Here is a 16,779-nt window from a genome sequence, read left to right as displayed (position 1 = left end):
CGGCGTTTAGGCTGTTTTCGTGTCAAACACATTTAATCCCCCTCGTCCGTGGACCGCTAGCTACGCTGAAGGCGTTCCCGAAGACCTCGGAGACGTCACCGGATCGCTCTTCGACGTTGTCGAACGATCCGCGCGCGAGTACCCCAACGCGCCCGCACTGGAGTTTTTCGGCAAGTCGATCACGTACGCGGAGATGCTGGAAGCGATCGAACGCGCGGCCGAAGGCTTACGTGAGCAGGGTGTGAGCGCGGGAGACCCCGTGGCGTTGATCTTGCCGAATTGCCCTCAGCACATCGTCGCGTTCTACGCGGTGTTGCGTCTCGGCGCGGTCGTTATCGAGCACAACCCGCTGTACACGCCGCGCGAGTTGCGCAAGCAGTTTGAAGATCACGGCGCGAAGACCGCCATCGTGTGGAATAAGGTCGTCGCTACCGTCCAAGACTTCCCTGATGACATCGCGGTACAAACGCTCATCTCGGTCGACATCACTAAGTCGATGCCGCTGAAGACTCGCGCGTTGCTTCGGCTGCCGATTGCGAAGGCTCGCCAGTCACGTGATGCCCTCTTCTCCCCCGTCGAAGACACCATTTCGTGGGATGTGCTGGCCTCGTCTGGCCGCCTGCAGAGCTCGTGGACGCGCCCACAGACGGATGATCTCGCGATCATCCAGTACACGTCCGGAACAACCGGCTCCCCGAAGGGGGCAGCGCTCTCGCACCGCAACATGATTGCGAACGCAATGCAGGCGCAGGCTTGGACGCCCTCGGTGCCCCGCGGCGAGGGCTGCGTTTTCTACGCCGTTCTGCCAATGTTCCACGCGTACGGCCTCACCCTGTGTGTCACGTTCGCGATGTCAATGGGCGCACGCCTCGTGCTCTTCCCGAAGTTTGACGCCGACATGGTGCTCGACGTCGTGAAAAAGCGCCCCGCAACCCTCTTCCCGCTGGTTCCGCCGATCGCAGAACGCCTCCTGGCTCGAGCCAAGGAGAAGGGCGTGTCACTTGAGGGCGTCGCCATCGGCGTCTCGGGCGCGATGCCACTGAGTGTGGAGCTGGTGGAACCATTTGAAGCGGCCTCAGGCGGGTACCTGTGTGAGGGATACGGCCTGAGCGAGTGCTCCCCCGTACTCATGGTCAACCCGGTTGCCGAGAACCGGAAGACCGGAACCATCGGGTTGCCGTTGCCAGGTACGGAAGTGCGCATCGTCGACCCGGAGAACCCTATGGTCGATGTTCCTGCGGGCTCCGAAGGTGAACTCATCGTGCGCGGCCCGCAGGTTTTCAGCGGCTACTACGGCAAGCCGGAGGAAACGGAAGCCGTATTTGTTGACGGCTGGTTCCGCACCGGCGACATCGTGCGCATGGACGAAGACGGCTTTGTGACGGTCGTTGATCGCATCAAAGAACTCATCATCACTGGCGGGTTCAATGTCGCGCCAACCGAGGTGGAAAACGTCCTTCGCCAGTACCCCGGCATCGCCGACGTCGCCGTTGTGGGTCTGCCCAGTAGCCATTCGGGTGAAGAGGTTGTCGCGGCCATCGTGCTGGAGCCGGGCGCGCTCATCGATACCGAAGTGCTGCGTGATTTCGGCCGCACGATCTTGACGCCTTACAAGGTTCCGCGCCAGTACTTCATTGTGGAGGAGCTGCCAAAGTCGATGATTGGCAAGGTCCTGCGTCGACAGGTCAAGCAGACAATTCTTGAGCAGCTAGCTTCTTAGCCCCGTAAGACAAATGACGGGTGGGTGCGTGATGAGAGTCACACACCCACCCGTCGTTTGTTCGCTATGACTGGTGCTGTCGTCGTGATCGCGTGAGCACAAGCGACCCAGCGAGCAGGAGCAACAGCGCGGCGGCCCACCAACCTGACGAGAGCGACTGCCCCGTCGTGGCGAGCTGCGCGGCATCTGACCCGCTAGCTTCGGTGTCAGTCGGCCCTGGTGATGCAGCCGAATCAGCCGATGCACCCGACAGAGATTGTGAGCCGTCGGAGCTCGCCGCGGTGTCTTCTGAGGAGCTGTCGGCCGCGGTATCGACGTCAGCATCGGGCGTACCCGGAACCGATCCTCCAGCGGAACCATCGGCGTCGGTGTGTGCGTCGCTCGCGGCGCCATCGGCTCCGGCGCTGGCGTTCACATCGGCATCGGCGTTGCCCTCGACGTTCGAGTTTGCGTTTGCGTTCGCGTTTGCGTTTGCGTTCGCGTTTGCGTTCGCGTTCGCGTTCGCGTTCGCGTTCGCGTTTGCATTTGCGTTCGCGTTCACGTTTGCGTTCGCATCGGCGTTGGCGTTCGCCTCTACGCTGGCGGTGGAGTCTGAGTTCGCTTCCACGCCGGCACTGGAGTCGGCTTCCACGTTCGCATTCGCGTTCGCGTTCGCGTTCGCTTCTGCGCTGCCACTGGAGTCGGCTTCTACGTTCGCATTCGCATCTACGTTCGCGTTCGCTTCTACGCCGGCACTCGAGTCGGCCTCTACGCTGCTGCCTGCGTCCACATCAGCATCAGCGTCAGCGCCGGCGTTCGCCTCGGTCGCCGCGTTAGCGTCGGCGCCAGCCGTAACATCCGCCTCAGCACCCGCGTTAGCGTCGGCGCCAGCCATAACATCCGCCTCCGCACTCCCATTCACATCAGCGCCCGCGCCAGCAGCGGCCCCATCGTCAACATCTGCATCAGCCTCACTGGAAGCGCCGTCGGCGCCGGCTTGTGTACCACCGTCAGCGCCCGCATCCACGTTTGCCTCGGAGTCTGCGTCGGCGTTGCTATTGGCCCCCGTGTCATCCGGTATGACGTCAACTGCAGTCCATGCGGTACTGCCTCCCCATCCTTCCGAACTCGGCACGAATGTTGCCGTGATCGAGGTCATGCCGACGACCGGCACAAGGGTGGTCGTCGCACGACCATCGACCACGAGAACCGTGTCTCTCCACCCAGCGGCTTCGAAGACAACGCTGCCGTCGGGTTCGGAGCCATCACGTGTTGTCACGGAAGCTCCTACTGTTGTCTGAACGCCTTCCGTGAACGTGGCGGGCAAGCTGAGCGACGTTGTCGTGCCAATCGGGTTGACGGTGAATACCGACGCATCAAGCGTGGTGATTCCATATCCGCTTGCCGACAAGTCCACCTGGGCCGCGACGCGGTAGCTTCCCACGGAGAGCGCGCTCGGGAGGTTAAGGGTGGCTTTGCCGTTCGTGATTGGCAAAGTATGTCCGGTAAGCACACCGTCGATGAGCAGTCGCGCGGTTCCGGAAAATGGCGGCGCATCCGAGATGATTTGTTCGACCATCACGGTATAGGTCACGCCGCGAGAGTTCGACGTCGAACTCTGCTGTGAAAGCGCACCAAATGCTGACATCGGCCACACACCACCGTGAAGCGTTGTTTCTCCGCTCTCCGACGACGCGAATATGGCGTCACCCACAAAGTCAGCGGTCACGATGATCTCATCGGTGGCGGGGCTCGGAAAACGCGCGAGGTAGACCGTCGTTCCGGGGTCGCCGCCAGGCAACGGAGAGCCCTGGACCGTTGTTGTGGTCCCAGAAGCTGTGACGTCGAACGATATCGATCCCGCGGGCGAGCGCCCATCATCCGAGTCATCGTTTGTGACAACGGCGCGAATCTCCGCCGTCGGAACCGGATACCAGGTCTCGGTCGTAGCGATCGATACTGAGGTGGGCACCTTTTCTACCCGCATGTTGGCATAGGCCCACCCGGGTTGCGAGAGCTCATACCCGGATGCGTAATACGCGAATACGGAGTACTCACCAACGGGAAGTTGTGGCGTCTCGAACGCAACGTTGTTGCCGCTGACAGGAACCGATACTTCGTACCCACGTTGTGTTGACGTGTTCGTAAATGTCGTGGTGAACCTGCCGCCGGGAGTCGTGCCGTCGGCGTGCGCGACGTAGGCACTCTGCATCGGCCGTTGCCCCATGCGAATCATGGTGGGTACAGAAACGTTGACCGTCGGAAATGCCGCCTGAAAGCTTGCCAGCAAGGAGCCAGACGCGGCCGCGTATGCACTATCCGCGTGCGGCACGAACGATGCCGTCAGGCTATAGGTGTGCGATTTCTGGGTGGGCCGCCACGCCAAGGAATATTCGCCCGGCCCCTCAACGGGAAGCGAACCGACCACGTTTCCGTCGACGCGGTACTGCATCGTTCCTACCAACGGAGCGGGGCTGTCGGCTATGAGGGTGGCGGTCAGATCATGATCACGCTGCAAGAACAGCCACCCGGATTCAATATCCGCGATACTGAGATTGACCTGCACCGGATACAGCGTCACGGGCATGTCGGCAGCGTAGCTGGCGCGGCTATCAGACGCATCGGTTGGAACATAGACAATCGACAGCGGCGCTGCGGTCGCTCCACTCGGGGTGAGAGTTACGCTCGTTGTCGCGCGGGCATCGCTTGTTTCGAATGTCTGAGTTGCACCGCCCTCCCAGACGACCTCGAAGCGCCCGGCGTAACTCCGAGGCTGCTCGATGAAATCAACCTTGACGTCGACCGTAAAGGGCTCGTGCCGATGGATCGTCTCGGGCACGGTGACGTCCAGTGCCGCGCGTGCGTTCAAGGTAACTGATACAGCTCCCTCGTGTGCGGTGCTGAGCGTCCGGTTTACGGCGGTGACCTCTGGTGCGATCATCGAGGTTCCGGCACCGCCGCCGCCTCCGCCAGCCGCCCAATTATGCTCTTCGAAGCCATTCGACCAGCGTCCAAAGCCGTGAGCACCCCCGACACCGCCAACATGGCCGCCCCCACCGCCGCCTCCACCGCCATTGGTAGCGCCCACTGACGCGCCCGAGCCGTCCGTTCCGTTTGCAGACGAGGCACCCCCGAAAGCCCCACCAGCGCCACCACCCGAGCCGTCTGCACTCACACCGCCAGACTGGCTCCCGCCATTGCCTCCGCGTTGCAGATCGGGCGCCTGCCACATCCGGGACTCGTATCCGGTGCCACCACCACCGCCACCGCCACCCGCGACTGCCACGGGTACGCCGTCAATAACGAGCGCGCTTGATCCGCCACCACCACCGCCGGAACCCGATGCTTGGCTGGTCAGAGGTTGGCCACCCGATCCGCCAGGAGAGTAACCGGCTCCACCCGATCCGTTCACACCGGTTATGCGTCCGGTGCCTTCTTGACCAGCTTCGGCCGACTGGAGGGTCACGACGTTTCCGGGGCGGACCGCGATCGTGCCACTCACTTCGGCTCCGGCACCGCCCTCACTGAGCATGGTCGACCATCCGGAACCTCCGGAGCCACCGGCAGCGCCTGCCACCGTGAACGTCAGCGACGTGACACCTTCGGGAACCACGAAGCTCGTTGATTCACCGCCTTCGACGTCAAAGGCGAGCGGCTGGGGTGCCGCAGAAGCAACAGGTATCGATGCCGTCACTGCAAGAAATAGTGAGGAAGCAACAAGCAGTGCGATCGCGCGGTGACCGCGGGAGGAAGCAGCAGGATAGAACGACAATTATCTCATCAAACCTAAATAGAGTCCATGTTTTCACTAACTCTATACTAGGTGTGGGGTTATGCCTGCTGTGGCCTCCTACGCGTCAAGAGCCGCGGGACCTTGTGTCACCAAAATGTGGAATTGTGCGGCGTCGAGAATTCGAAGCCCCAGTTCCTCAGCCTTCGCAAGCTTTGAGCCAGCTCCAGGACCTGCCGCGACGAAGTCAGTCTTCTTCGAGACGCTTGATGCGGCTTTGCCCCCAGCCTTGATGATTGCCTCCTGCGCGCCGTCACGGGTGTACCCGTCGAGTGAACCCGTCGCGACCACCGTGAACCCAGAAAGCACCCCGTCTTCCACAACGGCGGCACCAGGACCGGCATGTCCAGGAATGAAGAGCTGGGCTCCAGCGGCCTGCCAGCGCGCGACGATGTCAGCATGCCAGTCGACGGCAAACCAGTCGATCAGCGAGTCGGCGATGATGCCACCCACGCCCTCGACAGACGCCAATTCTTCACGCGTGGCTGCGCGGATCGCCTCGATCGAGCCAAACCACTGCGCCAAAGCGCGTGCTGCCACCGGGCCGACATGGCGGATATTGAGTGAGACGAGGAAGCGCCAGAAGTCTTTTGTCTTGGCTTTCTCGAGTTCTGCCAGCAACTGGGTGGCTGCTGCCGAAACGATGTAGTCTGCGGTGCCGTCGAACTTTCCGTGAGGATCGAATATCGGATCATTCTTCTTGCGCTGACGACGGAAGGGCGACCGGGTGTCTTCGGTGCCATCGTCTTTGAGTTTCACGAGACCAGTTTCGCTGTCTCGCACGACCAGATCGATCGGGAAAAGATCACGCAACGTGAGATCGAACAGAGCAGCTTCAGTGTCAAGCGGAGGATGCTCTGGGCGAATAGGTTGAGTCAGCGCGGCTGCAGATACCTCCCCAAGACCCTCGACATCAAGGGCACCACGGGATCCGATGTGCTCAACGCGACCGCGAACCTGCGCCGGACATGAGCGCGAGTTCGGGCAACGAAGATCAATGTCACCCTCCTTGGCCGGGCGAAGTTCGGCGCCACACTCAGGACATTCGCGCGGCATCACGAATGCGCGCTCGGTACCGTCGCGAAGTTCTGCCACCGGGCCGAGAACTTCGGGAATGACATCACCCGCCTTACGCAAGACGACCATGTCGCCGATCAGCACACCCTTGGATTTCACGACGTCCTGGTTGTGCAATGTCGCTTGACGCACCACCGAACCGGCAACATGCGCCGGCTCCATCACCGCGAAGGGCGTTGCACGGCCAGTGCGTCCGACTGAGACCACGATGTCGAGGAGGCGGGTCTGCACCTCTTCTGGCGGGTACTTGTAGGCGATCGCCCAGCGCGGGGCGCGGCTCGTCATACCGAGCTCAGCATGCATCGCGAGATCATCAACCTTGACAACAATGCCGTCGATCTCGTGTTCGATGGCGTGCCGATTGGCACCGTGGTTTGCGACGAAGGCCGCGACGTCAGCGTTGGAGTCGAAGGTGCGGTAGTGCGGGCTCGTCGGCAAGCCCCAGGTGGCGAGCAGTTCATACACTTCGCTCTGCGACGCAACCGGCGGTTCCGGCCACGCGCCAATGCCGTGCACGTACAGGCGGAGCGACTTCAACCGCGCTTCACCGGCCTCGAGTTCGAGGCCCTCCTTCTTCTCCAGCTGCTGGCGCAAGCCGCCGCTCGCCGCATTGCGGGGGTTGGCGAACGCGGCAAATCGACGTTCCGCAGACTTTTCGGCGGCCTCGGTCGTGAACCCGCGGCGCTCGATAAGGTCGGCGATAACGGTCTCACGCATGCGAGCTTGCAGCGCATTGAGCGCTTCAAACTCGACGACCGGAAGGAAGACCTCGCCGCGCACTTCGAGAATCGGCGGGTGTCCGGTGCCCGCCAAACGCGCAGGGATGCCCGCAACCCGCAAGGCATTCACCGTGACATCTTCACCGACGCGACCGTCCCCGCGGGTGGCCGCTGACGTCAGCACGCCGTTTTCGTATCGCAGAGCGATCGCGAGGCCGTCGATTTTCAGCTCAGTCAGCCAACGAACGGAACCGGCAGCTGCGGCTTTCGTCTTGGTCATCCAGTCAGAAAGCTCATCAAGCGAGAAGACGTTGTCCAGGCTCAGCATGCGCTCGGCGTGCTCGACCGGCGTAAGCATACTGTTCTCTGCCGCTCCGACCGTCTGCGTAGGCGAGTCCTGCCCCGCAAGCTCGGGGAACGCGCGTTCGATGGCCTCGAGCGCATGCATCCACGCGTCGTACGTCTCATCGGCCACGAGCGACCGGTCGGCGCCGTAGTACTGGTCGCGCGCGTCGAGGATCAGCGTCGTGAGCCGCTCCGCCTCGGTGCGAGCCGTGGCGAGGTCAGTGGGCGTCGTGTGCTCAGAACCATTCACACATCAACGATAGGCCGTGCATCGGACACTGGGCGAGAGTGACGCTCGTGGCGCTGAGCGAACGGCAATTCGACAGCTCCGTCTCGACGCTCGTGACGCACGCGCGACTCGTGTGAGCAGGCGGCGTTAACCGACGGGAACGGCAGACTCGGTGCGGTCAATTGTGAACTGACCGAGCACACGGGTACCGAGGTACAGCACGGCGGTCTGCCCGGGAGCGACACCGTCAAGCGGCTCATCCGGCGTGACGGTGACGGAACCATCGGTGACGACAGCGAGCGCGGGAACAGGTTCCGCATGCGCGCGAATCTGCACGTGACAACGGAACTGGCTCTCAACCGGCGCTGCACCCGCCCATGAGTAGCGCGCACCGGCGATCAGCGCCGTCGCGAGAGCAGCCTTCGGGCCAACCACGACCGTGTTCGACACCGGTCGAACCTCAAGCACAAAGCGCGGCTTGCCATCGGCGGCGGGCACGCCCAGGTGCAAGCCTCGGCGCTGACCAACGGTGTACGCGTGCGCGCCCTCGTGCGAGCCAACAACGTTGCCTTCGCGGTCAACGATGTCGCCGGTGGCGGTGCCGACCTTCTCGGCCAACCAGCCCTTCGTGTCACCATCAGGGATGAAGCAAATGTCATGGCTGTCGGGCTTCTGCGCGACGGTGAGCCCGCGTTCGGCAGCTTCCGCGCGCACCAGAGCCTTCGTCGGCGTCGAGCCCAGCGGGAAGTACGTGTGCGCCAGCTGCTCGGTAGTCAGCACGCCTAGCACATACGACTGGTCCTTCGCGTTGTCGGCTGCGCGGTGCAGTTCCAGGCCGCCTGGCCCCTCAACGAGATTGGCGTAGTGGCCGGTGCAGACCGCATCGAAGCCGAGCTCAATGGCACGCTCCAACAGCGCCGCAAACTTAATCTTCTCGTTGCAGCGCATGCACGGGTTCGGTGTGCGCCCGGCCTGGTACTCAGAAACGAAGTCGGCGATCACGTCTTCGCGAAAACGCTCGGAGAAATCCCACACGTAGAACGGGATGCCGAGTTTGTCGGCAGCGCGACGCGCGTCCATCGCATCCTCAATAGTGCAGCACCCGCGAGAGCCGGTGCGTAGCGTGCCGCCTGCACGCGAAAGCGCCAGGTGTACGCCAACAACCTCGTGTCCGGCTTCTACCGCACGAGCCGCAGCAACGGCAGAGTCCACTCCACCACTCATGGCAGCCAAAATACGCATAGGTACCAGTTTACGACCGATGAACCTGGGAGGCGCAGGAACGCCAAACACGGACGACTGTGACGCGGCTATCGCCTACCGGATGCCCGCCGGTATGCGTCACCAACGGCCGCGATGACGGCATCGACATCGGCAGGCGTCGTGGTGCGGCCAACGGTCATCCGCAAAACGCTCCGCGCTTCCGCCTCGGTCCGACCCATCGCCTGCACGACATGCGATGGTTCCGCAATTCCGGCTTGGCACGCCGACCCGGTAGAAACGGCAATGTCGGCCGCGTCCAGGAGGTAAAGCATGGACTCCCCCGCGGCGCCGGGAAACAGGAAATGCGCGTTGCCAGGAAGTCGATCGTCGGGGTCGCCGAGGAGCTCAGATTCCGGAACCACGGAGCCGATGCCGGAGATGAGTGCGTCTCGAAGCTCGCGGAGTCGGAAATCTTCCTTCACCCGCTCGTCAAATGTGGCCTCAGCAGCCGCGGCAAAGGCCGCAGCCGACGGGGCATCGGGCGTGCCTGCCCGCAACCCGCGTTGGGCCGACCCGCCGTGATGCAACGCCGTAATAGTCGCCTTGCGAGACACCACGAGCGCACCAATCGAGGGCGGCCCGCCAATCTTGTGCGCGGAGATACTCATGAGGTGCGCGCCGCCTGCGGCCGAACGTGCCAGTGATGAAAAAGGAAGATCACAGTGCCCGAAAGAGGCGACAGCGTCGAGATGAAGCGGCACGCCAGCATCGGTGGCAGCCGCCGCGAGCGCCACGGCATCGTTAATGGTTCCGGCCTCATTGTTGGCGACCATTGCGGTTGCTACCGCAACATCTGCCGCGAGCGCCTTCGCAAACGTATCGACCGGAATCCGGGCGACCCGATCCAGGGCGACAGGGCGCACGGTGGCTCCTTCTCCCGTGCGTAGCCACTCCACGGCGTCAAGCGTCGCGTGATGTTCGCCATCGGGAAGGACAACGACGTTGCGTTCAGCGGCGCGCGAAAACCACAGCCCCTTGACCGCAAGGTTGATGGCTTCGGTTCCGCCCGAAGTAAACACCACCTCAATCGCGTCACACCCCAGCACGGCTGCCAGACGCTCACGCGCGTCTTCCAGTAACCGGCGCGCTGCCTGGCCTGAGCGGTGAATCGACGAGGGATTACCAACGGTATCGATCGCCGCCAGCCACGCGTCGCGAGCTTCTGAGCGGAGCGGCGTTGTCGCCGCGTGATCGAGGTACACCGTCATCCTTCTATGTTGTCACTGTCTGACCCCCACGGCGCGAACCTACCCGTCAGGTGACGCGGTGCGGCAAGCGCTTGCACCTATGCTGTATCGCATGGCGACCGACGTGCCCCCACCGGGCCTCCTCTCCCCCAAGCTCAACGCACTCGGAGTGACGCTCGCCGCAGGCGGCGCGACGGTACGCGTCTGGTCGCAGAACGCGACGGCTGTTGAGCTCGTCATCTTCAACGAGGCCGACCTCGACTGGGTGACGCAGGCGATTCCGTTACAGCGTGGCGATGATGATGTGTGGCAAGTCACGACGGATGCCCTCACTGTCGGCACCCACTATGCCTTCCGTGCCGATGGTTCCGACACCTCCCGCTTCGACAAGAACCAATTTCTGATTGATCCGTACTCGCGCGGTCTCGTTCAGGGTCACGGGTACGACGATTTTCGCAGCGTTGTGGTGGATACCGCATTTGACTGGGGCCACGCGGTGAAGCCGCTCATTCCCCTCGACGAGACCATCATCTACGAGGGGCATCTGAAAGGTTTGAGTAAGCGTCACCCTGATGTTCCTGCGGCTCTGCACGGAACGTATGCGGGTCTTGGGCATCCGGCGATGATCGAACACTTCCACTCGCTCGGCATCACGACCGTTGAGCTCCTTCCCGTGCATCAGTTCATGTCGGAACCACGACTGCTGCAGTTGGGGTTGGCGAACTACTGGGGTTACAACACACTGAACTTCTTCACCCCGCATGCGCCGTACGCGACGATTGCGGCACGGCGCGAGGGGCCATCCGCTGTGCTGCGAGAGTTCAAGCAGATGGTGAAGTCACTGCATGAGGCGGGTCTCGAAGTGATTCTCGACGTCGTCTACAACCACACATCGGAAGAAGGCCCTGGCGGACCGACGTCGAGTCTGCGTGGCCTGGATGATGCGGCCTACTATCGACAGCTCCCCGACAGCGGTGAGTACGTCGACACCACCGGGTGCGGCAATACCCTCAACACCGCGACTCCGGCCGCCGCACGCCTCGTGCTGGACTCGCTGCGGTACTGGGCAGAGGAGGTTCAGGTCGACGGGTTCCGCTTTGACCTGGCTACCTCCCTCGGCCGCGACGAGACACACGCCTTCACGGCGGAGCATCCCCTCCTGCAGGCGATCCTGGCTGACCCGGTACTGAAGACCACGAAGCTCATCGCGGAACCATGGGACGTGGGTATTGACGGATGGAAGACCGGTGCATTTGGTGACGGTTGGCAAGAGTGGAATGACCGCTACCGCGACCGTGTCCGCAACTTTTGGCTGAGCGACATCGACTACGCCCGCCGTGCCAGCGTCGCTCCGGCCGGTATTGGAGGGTTCGCGACCCGTCTCGCCGGCTCGTCGAACACTTTCGCTCCGGATCGTGGCCCCCTCGCTGGCGTGAATTTCGTCACCGCACACGATGGATTCACGATGCGCGATCTGGTGTCGTTTTCGACAAAGAACAACCTCGACAATGGCGAACACAACCGCGACGGCGCCGATACGAATCGTTCGTTCAACCATGGCGCTGAAGGCATCACCGATGACCCCACGATTCGCGCGCTGCGCCGCAAAGCCATGCGGAACCTGTTCGGCACGCTCCTGCTCTCGGCTGGCACTCCCATGATTACCGCGGGCGACGAGACGGGGCGTACCCAACGCGGAAACAACAACGCCTACTGCCATGATTCAGAACTCACGTGGCTGTCGTGGCAGTTGGCGCAGTGGCAGATTGATCTGCGTGCGCATGTGGCCACCCTCATCCGCCTTCGTCGCGAAAATGCCGCGCTGCGACCGGCGCGCTTTGCCGAGCTCGGCAGGCACGTACCCGGATCCAGCGAGATGGACTGGTATGACGAACACGGCGAAACCATGGCAAGCGACCGTTGGCATGATCCAGAGCACCGCACCCTGCAATATTTCGCTGCAGAGACTCCGGTCGCGGGCAAACCACACAACCGCATTCTGCTGATCGTGCATGGCAAGGAGTCGCCCATCGACGTCGTGCTGCCCACGGTGGCTGGTGTGACGCGTTTCCGCTCGCTGTGGTCGAGCGAGGAAGAATCGCCTCTGACTGACCGCACAACTTTCGTGGCAGGCGACCTGGTTCCGTTGCGCGGTACCGCCATGCACCTGTTCGCCGCAGAGTGACACCAGTGTTTGCAACGCAGTGACACGCACGTAACACCGGGCATACCCACGCGATGCATTCGGGCGGTAGATTCAAGGCGTGTCCGCACTTGAGAGCGTTACTCCCATCCGTAGTTCCCGACCGATTCCCCTTCGGCCCGCCTCAGCGTGGCAGAAAAAGCGCAACACGGTCAGCGGTCGCATTCCGCTCAGTGACGTCGTTCCCGCTGCACCCGGTGCGTACCGCCCCAAGGGCTATGTGGGTGAAGTCATTCCCTTCGGCGCCACCGCTTTCCGTGAGGGCCACGATCTCATCGGCGTGCAGGTGCGGCTCACGTCGCCGAGCGGCGCGCAGAGCTTGCATCGCTTGCAGAACACCGGAACAGGTCTTGACCGCTGGCAGGTTCTTCTCGCCCCGCTTGAGCAGGGCGTGTGGACGTTTCAGTTTGAATCGTTCGCCGATGACTTCTTAACCTGGCAGCACGCCGCGCACCTCAAGCTGGCCGCGGGCGTCGATATTGCCGTGATGCGGGAGTCCGGCGCCCTCGTCCTGGAACGTGCGGTCGCGAAGGGCAAACACCCCGCACCCGAGAAGGCGCTTCTCACAGCGGCCATCAAAACTCTGCGATCAAGCGATGCCGATACGACTGCCGCTCTCGGCGTCGTCGATGATCCCGACCTGGCTGCCATGCTCTTTGCTCGCCCGGTGATGTCCCTCATCACCGTTGACGCTCCCCGCACGCTCCTCGTTGAGCGGGCACGCGCAGGCGTGGGCAGCTGGTATGAATTCTTTCCGCGCTCCGAGGGCGCTACCAGACGCGCCGACGGATCAATCGCCTCCGGAACCTTCGCAACCGCTCAAAAGCGGCTTCCTGCCGTCGCCGGAATGGGTTTCGATGTCGTCTACCTGCCCCCGATCCACCCGATCGGCACGATCAACCGCAAGGGGCCGAACAACACCCTCGTTGCGACTGAAGCGGATCCCGGCTCGCCCTGGGCGATCGGATCAGCCGCAGGCGGCCACGACGCCGTGCATCCGGATCTCGGAACCATGGCTGACTTCCGTGCTTTTGTTGCGGCGGCAAGAGGCGAAGGCATCGACGTTGCCCTCGACCTCGCCCTCCAGGCTGCGCCCGACCACCCGTGGGTCACTGAGCACCCGGAATGGTTCACCACGTTGCCTGACGGAACCATCGCGTACGCGGAGAATCCGCCAAAGAAGTACCAGGACATTTACCCGATCAACTTCGACAACGATCCAGATGGCATCCGTGCCGAAGTGCTCCGCGTGGTTCGGCACTGGATTGCGCAGGGCGTGACGATCTTCCGTGTCGACAACCCGCACACGAAGCCGCTGCAGTTTTGGGAGTGGCTCATTGCCGAGGTGCTTCGGCAGAACCCTGACGTCGTGTTTCTTGCCGAGGCGTTTACCCGTCCTGCACCGTTGCGGGCGCTCGCAGCCGCTGGTTTCCAGCAGAGCTATACCTACTTCACATGGCGCAATACCAAGACCGAGCTGGAAGAGTTTCTCACCGGGCTGGCTACCGAAACCGCGGACTATCTGCGGCCCAACCTGTTCGTGAACACCCCCGATATCCTTACCGAGTACCTCCAGTTCGGCGGTCGGGCAGCATTCGCGATTCGCGCAATCATCGCTGCGACCGCGGCGCCCACTTGGGGCGTGTACGCCGGATTCGAACTCTTCGAGTCGGTGGCGCGCCCGGGAGCGGAAGAAAACATCGACAGCGAGAAATACGAGTACAAGCTCCGCGATTTCGATGCTGCCGAAGCGTCTGGTGATTCGTTGGCACCGCTCCTGCGCACGCTGAACGGTATCCGGGATGCTCATCCTGCGCTGAGTCAGTTGCGCTCGTTCCGGGCACACGCGTCTGACGATGACGCCATCCTGGTGTACTCAAAGCACATCGACGCTGCACTCAGCCCCAACGGAAAAGACGACACCATCATCGTCGTCGTCAACGTCGACCCGCACTCGGTACGTGAGACCATGGTGCACCTCGACACCACCGCGTTCGACATTGCGCCTGGGGAGCAGTTTCCGGTCGTTGACTTGCTCACCGGAGCCACGTGGACTTGGAGCGACCATAACTACGTCCGGCTTGACGCGTTCACGCAGCCGGCACATGTTTTGTGGGTGAAACGATGAATGAAAGTGAAATTCTCCAGGCCGTCGGCGAGGGCCGTTGGCACGCGCCGCATGAGGTTCTCGGCCTGCACACCAATGGTTCCACGCCTGTCGTGCGCGCCCTCCGCCCGCTCGCTGATGCCGTCGCTGTCGTCCTAAACGACGGCGCACGCGTTGCGCTCAGCCACTGGAGCGATGGCATTTGGCACGGCGTCGTTCCCGCAGGCACCACGGCATACCAGCTCGAATCCACGTACGCGGGTCATACGTCACGCGCCGATGACCCCTACAGACACGCGCCGACAATTGGTGAGCTCGACCTGCATCTGATTGGCGAAGGCAGGCACGAAGAACTGTGGCGCGTGCTTGGCGCTCACGTTACGCACAGTGGCGGAGTGGACGGTGTCTCATTCACCGTATGGGCACCGCGCGCGCGGGCAGTGCGCGTCGTGGGTTCGTTCAACCACTGGGACGGCCGCCTGCACGCAATGCGTTCGCTCGGCTCCAGCGGCGTCTGGGAGCTGTTCATTCCCGCGCTCGGCGTCGGAACCACGTATAAGTTCGAGATTCAGTCGCAACGTGGCGATTGGGCGCTGAAAGCAGACCCGATGGCTCGCGCTGCCGAGGTTCCGCCATCCACCGCCTCCGTCGTGACCGACACGGCGTACGCATGGCATGACAGCGATTGGATGAACGCTCGAGCGCGCCGCGAACCGTCTCAGCAACCCATGGCAATTTACGAACTGCACGTTGGTTCCTGGCGCCCAGGACTCACCTACCGCACCCTGGCCGACGAACTCATTCCCTATGTGACGTCGCTCGGCTTTACCCACGTTGAGTTCATGCCGCTCGCTGAGCACCCGTTCGGCGGCTCCTGGGGATACCAGGTGTCTGGCTACTACGCGCCGACCAGTCGGTTCGGTAGCCCTGACGACCTGAGATACCTTATTGACCGCCTGCACCAGGCCGACATCGGCGTGATCATGGACTGGGTACCCGGGCACTTCCCTAAGGATGCCTTTGCGCTCGGCCGTTTCGACGGAGAAGCCCTCTACGAGCACCCCGACCCGCGTCGAGGTGAGCACAAAGACTGGGGCACGTACATCTTCGACTACGGTCGCCGTGAGGTGCGCGGCTTTCTGGTCGCAAACGCGCTGTACTGGATCGAGGAGTTCCACGTTGATGGTCTCCGCGTCGACGCCGTGGCCTCGATGTTGTACCTCGACTACTCCCGCGAAGACGGCGAGTGGGAGCCCAACGTTCATGGTGGCAGGGAGAATCTCGAGGCCATTCAGTTTCTGCAGGAGGTCAACGCGACCGCTTACAAGAAGCACCCGGGCATTGCGATGATCGCGGAAGAGTCCACCAGTTTCCCCGGCGTTACCGCCCCCACAAGCCGGGGCGGTCTCGGCTTCGGGTTCAAGTGGAACATGGGCTGGATGAACGACTCGCTACGTTACGTAGGCGTTGATCCGATGTACCGCAGTCACCATCACAGCGATATGACCTTCTCGTTCGCCTACGCGTTCAGCGAGAACTTCGTCCTGCCCATTAGCCACGATGAAGTTGTGCACGGCAAAGGCACGCTTCTGACACGCATGCCAGGCTCGCACGAACAACAGCTCGCCGGAACCCGCGGCTACCTGGCCTACATGTGGGCACACCCTGGCAAACAGCTCCTGTTCATGGGGCAAGAATTCGGGCAGATGTCGGAGTGGTCTGAGGCGCGTGCGATTGATTGGTATTTGCTCGAGCAGCCCGCGCACCAAAAGCTCGCCGGCTTCATCGGCGATCTGAACCGCACGTACCGCGAGCTCGACGCGCTGTGGCTTCGCGATAGCGATGCCACAGCGTTTCGGTTGCTGGGAGCGCCGAGCGAGAACCCTGATGTCATCGCGTTCGCCCGCATCACGACGCATGGCACGGTCGTGAGCGTTTCCAACTTCTCCGGAGTGACTATTGCGCAGCTCGCCCTTGACCTGCCCCACGGTGGCGCGTGGTACGAAGTGCTGAACTCCGATGCGACGACGTACGGCGGCGACGGGATCGGCAACTTCGGTGCCGTTGGCGCTGATGAGAATGGGCGCGCGTACGTGACATTGCCACCGCTCGGAACCCTTTGGTTGCGCTACGGCGGAAAGCGACCGGAGAAGTAGGCTT

The 16,779-nt window shown here is 62.6% G+C and carries 8 protein-coding genes; 4 read left to right on the top strand and 4 right to left on the bottom strand.

Annotated features, from left to right (window positions below; all coding sequences use genetic code 11):
• Positions 1-19 precede the first annotated feature (19 nt).
• Positions 20-1,720, top strand: a complete 1,701-nt coding sequence (locus KTJ77_RS05380; RefSeq protein WP_217337440.1) for a long-chain-fatty-acid--CoA ligase — start codon at positions 20-22, stop codon at positions 1,718-1,720.
• 64 nt (positions 1,721-1,784) lie between these two features.
• Here KTJ77_RS05380 and KTJ77_RS05375 read toward each other — a convergent pair whose 3' ends face one another.
• The 4 genes from KTJ77_RS05375 to KTJ77_RS05360 form a co-directional block, all read right to left on the bottom strand.
• Positions 1,785-5,471, bottom strand: coding sequence for a hypothetical protein (locus KTJ77_RS05375; protein ID WP_217337439.1), 3,687 nt, complete (start codon positions 5,469-5,471; stop codon positions 1,785-1,787).
• A gap of 78 nt (positions 5,472-5,549) precedes the next feature.
• A complete protein-coding gene (gene ligA, locus KTJ77_RS05370; protein WP_217337438.1) occupies positions 5,550-7,880 on the bottom strand; it encodes an NAD-dependent DNA ligase LigA in 2,331 nt (776 codons plus the stop codon).
• A gap of 126 nt (positions 7,881-8,006) precedes the next feature.
• Positions 8,007-9,101 carry a tRNA 2-thiouridine(34) synthase MnmA gene (gene mnmA, locus KTJ77_RS05365; protein WP_217337437.1) on the bottom strand — a complete coding sequence of 365 codons (1,095 nt, stop codon included), beginning with the start codon at positions 9,099-9,101 and terminating at the stop codon, positions 8,007-8,009.
• A gap of 68 nt (positions 9,102-9,169) precedes the next feature.
• Positions 9,170-10,330, bottom strand: a complete 1,161-nt coding sequence (locus KTJ77_RS05360; RefSeq protein ID WP_217337436.1) for a cysteine desulfurase family protein — start codon at positions 10,328-10,330, stop codon at positions 9,170-9,172.
• Positions 10,331-10,421: 91 nt separating this feature from the next.
• Here KTJ77_RS05360 and glgX point away from each other — a divergent pair, with 91 nt between their 5' ends.
• The 3 genes from glgX (at position 10,422) to glgB (ending at position 16,775) form a co-directional block, all read left to right on the top strand.
• The gene (glgX, locus tag KTJ77_RS05355) at positions 10,422-12,494 is read left to right on the top strand and encodes a glycogen debranching protein GlgX (protein ID WP_217337435.1); all 2,073 of its coding nucleotides are present in this window, start codon (positions 10,422-10,424) and stop codon (positions 12,492-12,494) included.
• 181 nt (positions 12,495-12,675) lie between these two features.
• Positions 12,676-14,640, top strand: coding sequence for a maltotransferase domain-containing protein (locus KTJ77_RS05350; protein WP_367948897.1), 1,965 nt, complete (start codon positions 12,676-12,678; stop codon positions 14,638-14,640).
• Positions 14,637-16,775: a 1,4-alpha-glucan branching protein GlgB gene (gene glgB, locus KTJ77_RS05345; RefSeq protein ID WP_217337433.1), complete on the top strand. Its 2,139-nt coding sequence runs from the start codon at positions 14,637-14,639 to the stop codon at positions 16,773-16,775. The genes KTJ77_RS05350 and glgB overlap by 4 nt, the downstream gene beginning before the upstream one ends.
• The last annotated feature ends 4 nt before the right edge of the window (positions 16,776-16,779 follow it).

This window comes from Microbacterium sp. NC79 (assembly GCF_019061125.1).
Classification (GTDB): Bacteria; Actinomycetota; Actinomycetes; order Actinomycetales; family Microbacteriaceae; genus Microbacterium.
The sequence above is the reverse complement of the archived record's forward strand: the minus strand, read 5'-3'. Positions and strand labels throughout refer to the sequence as shown.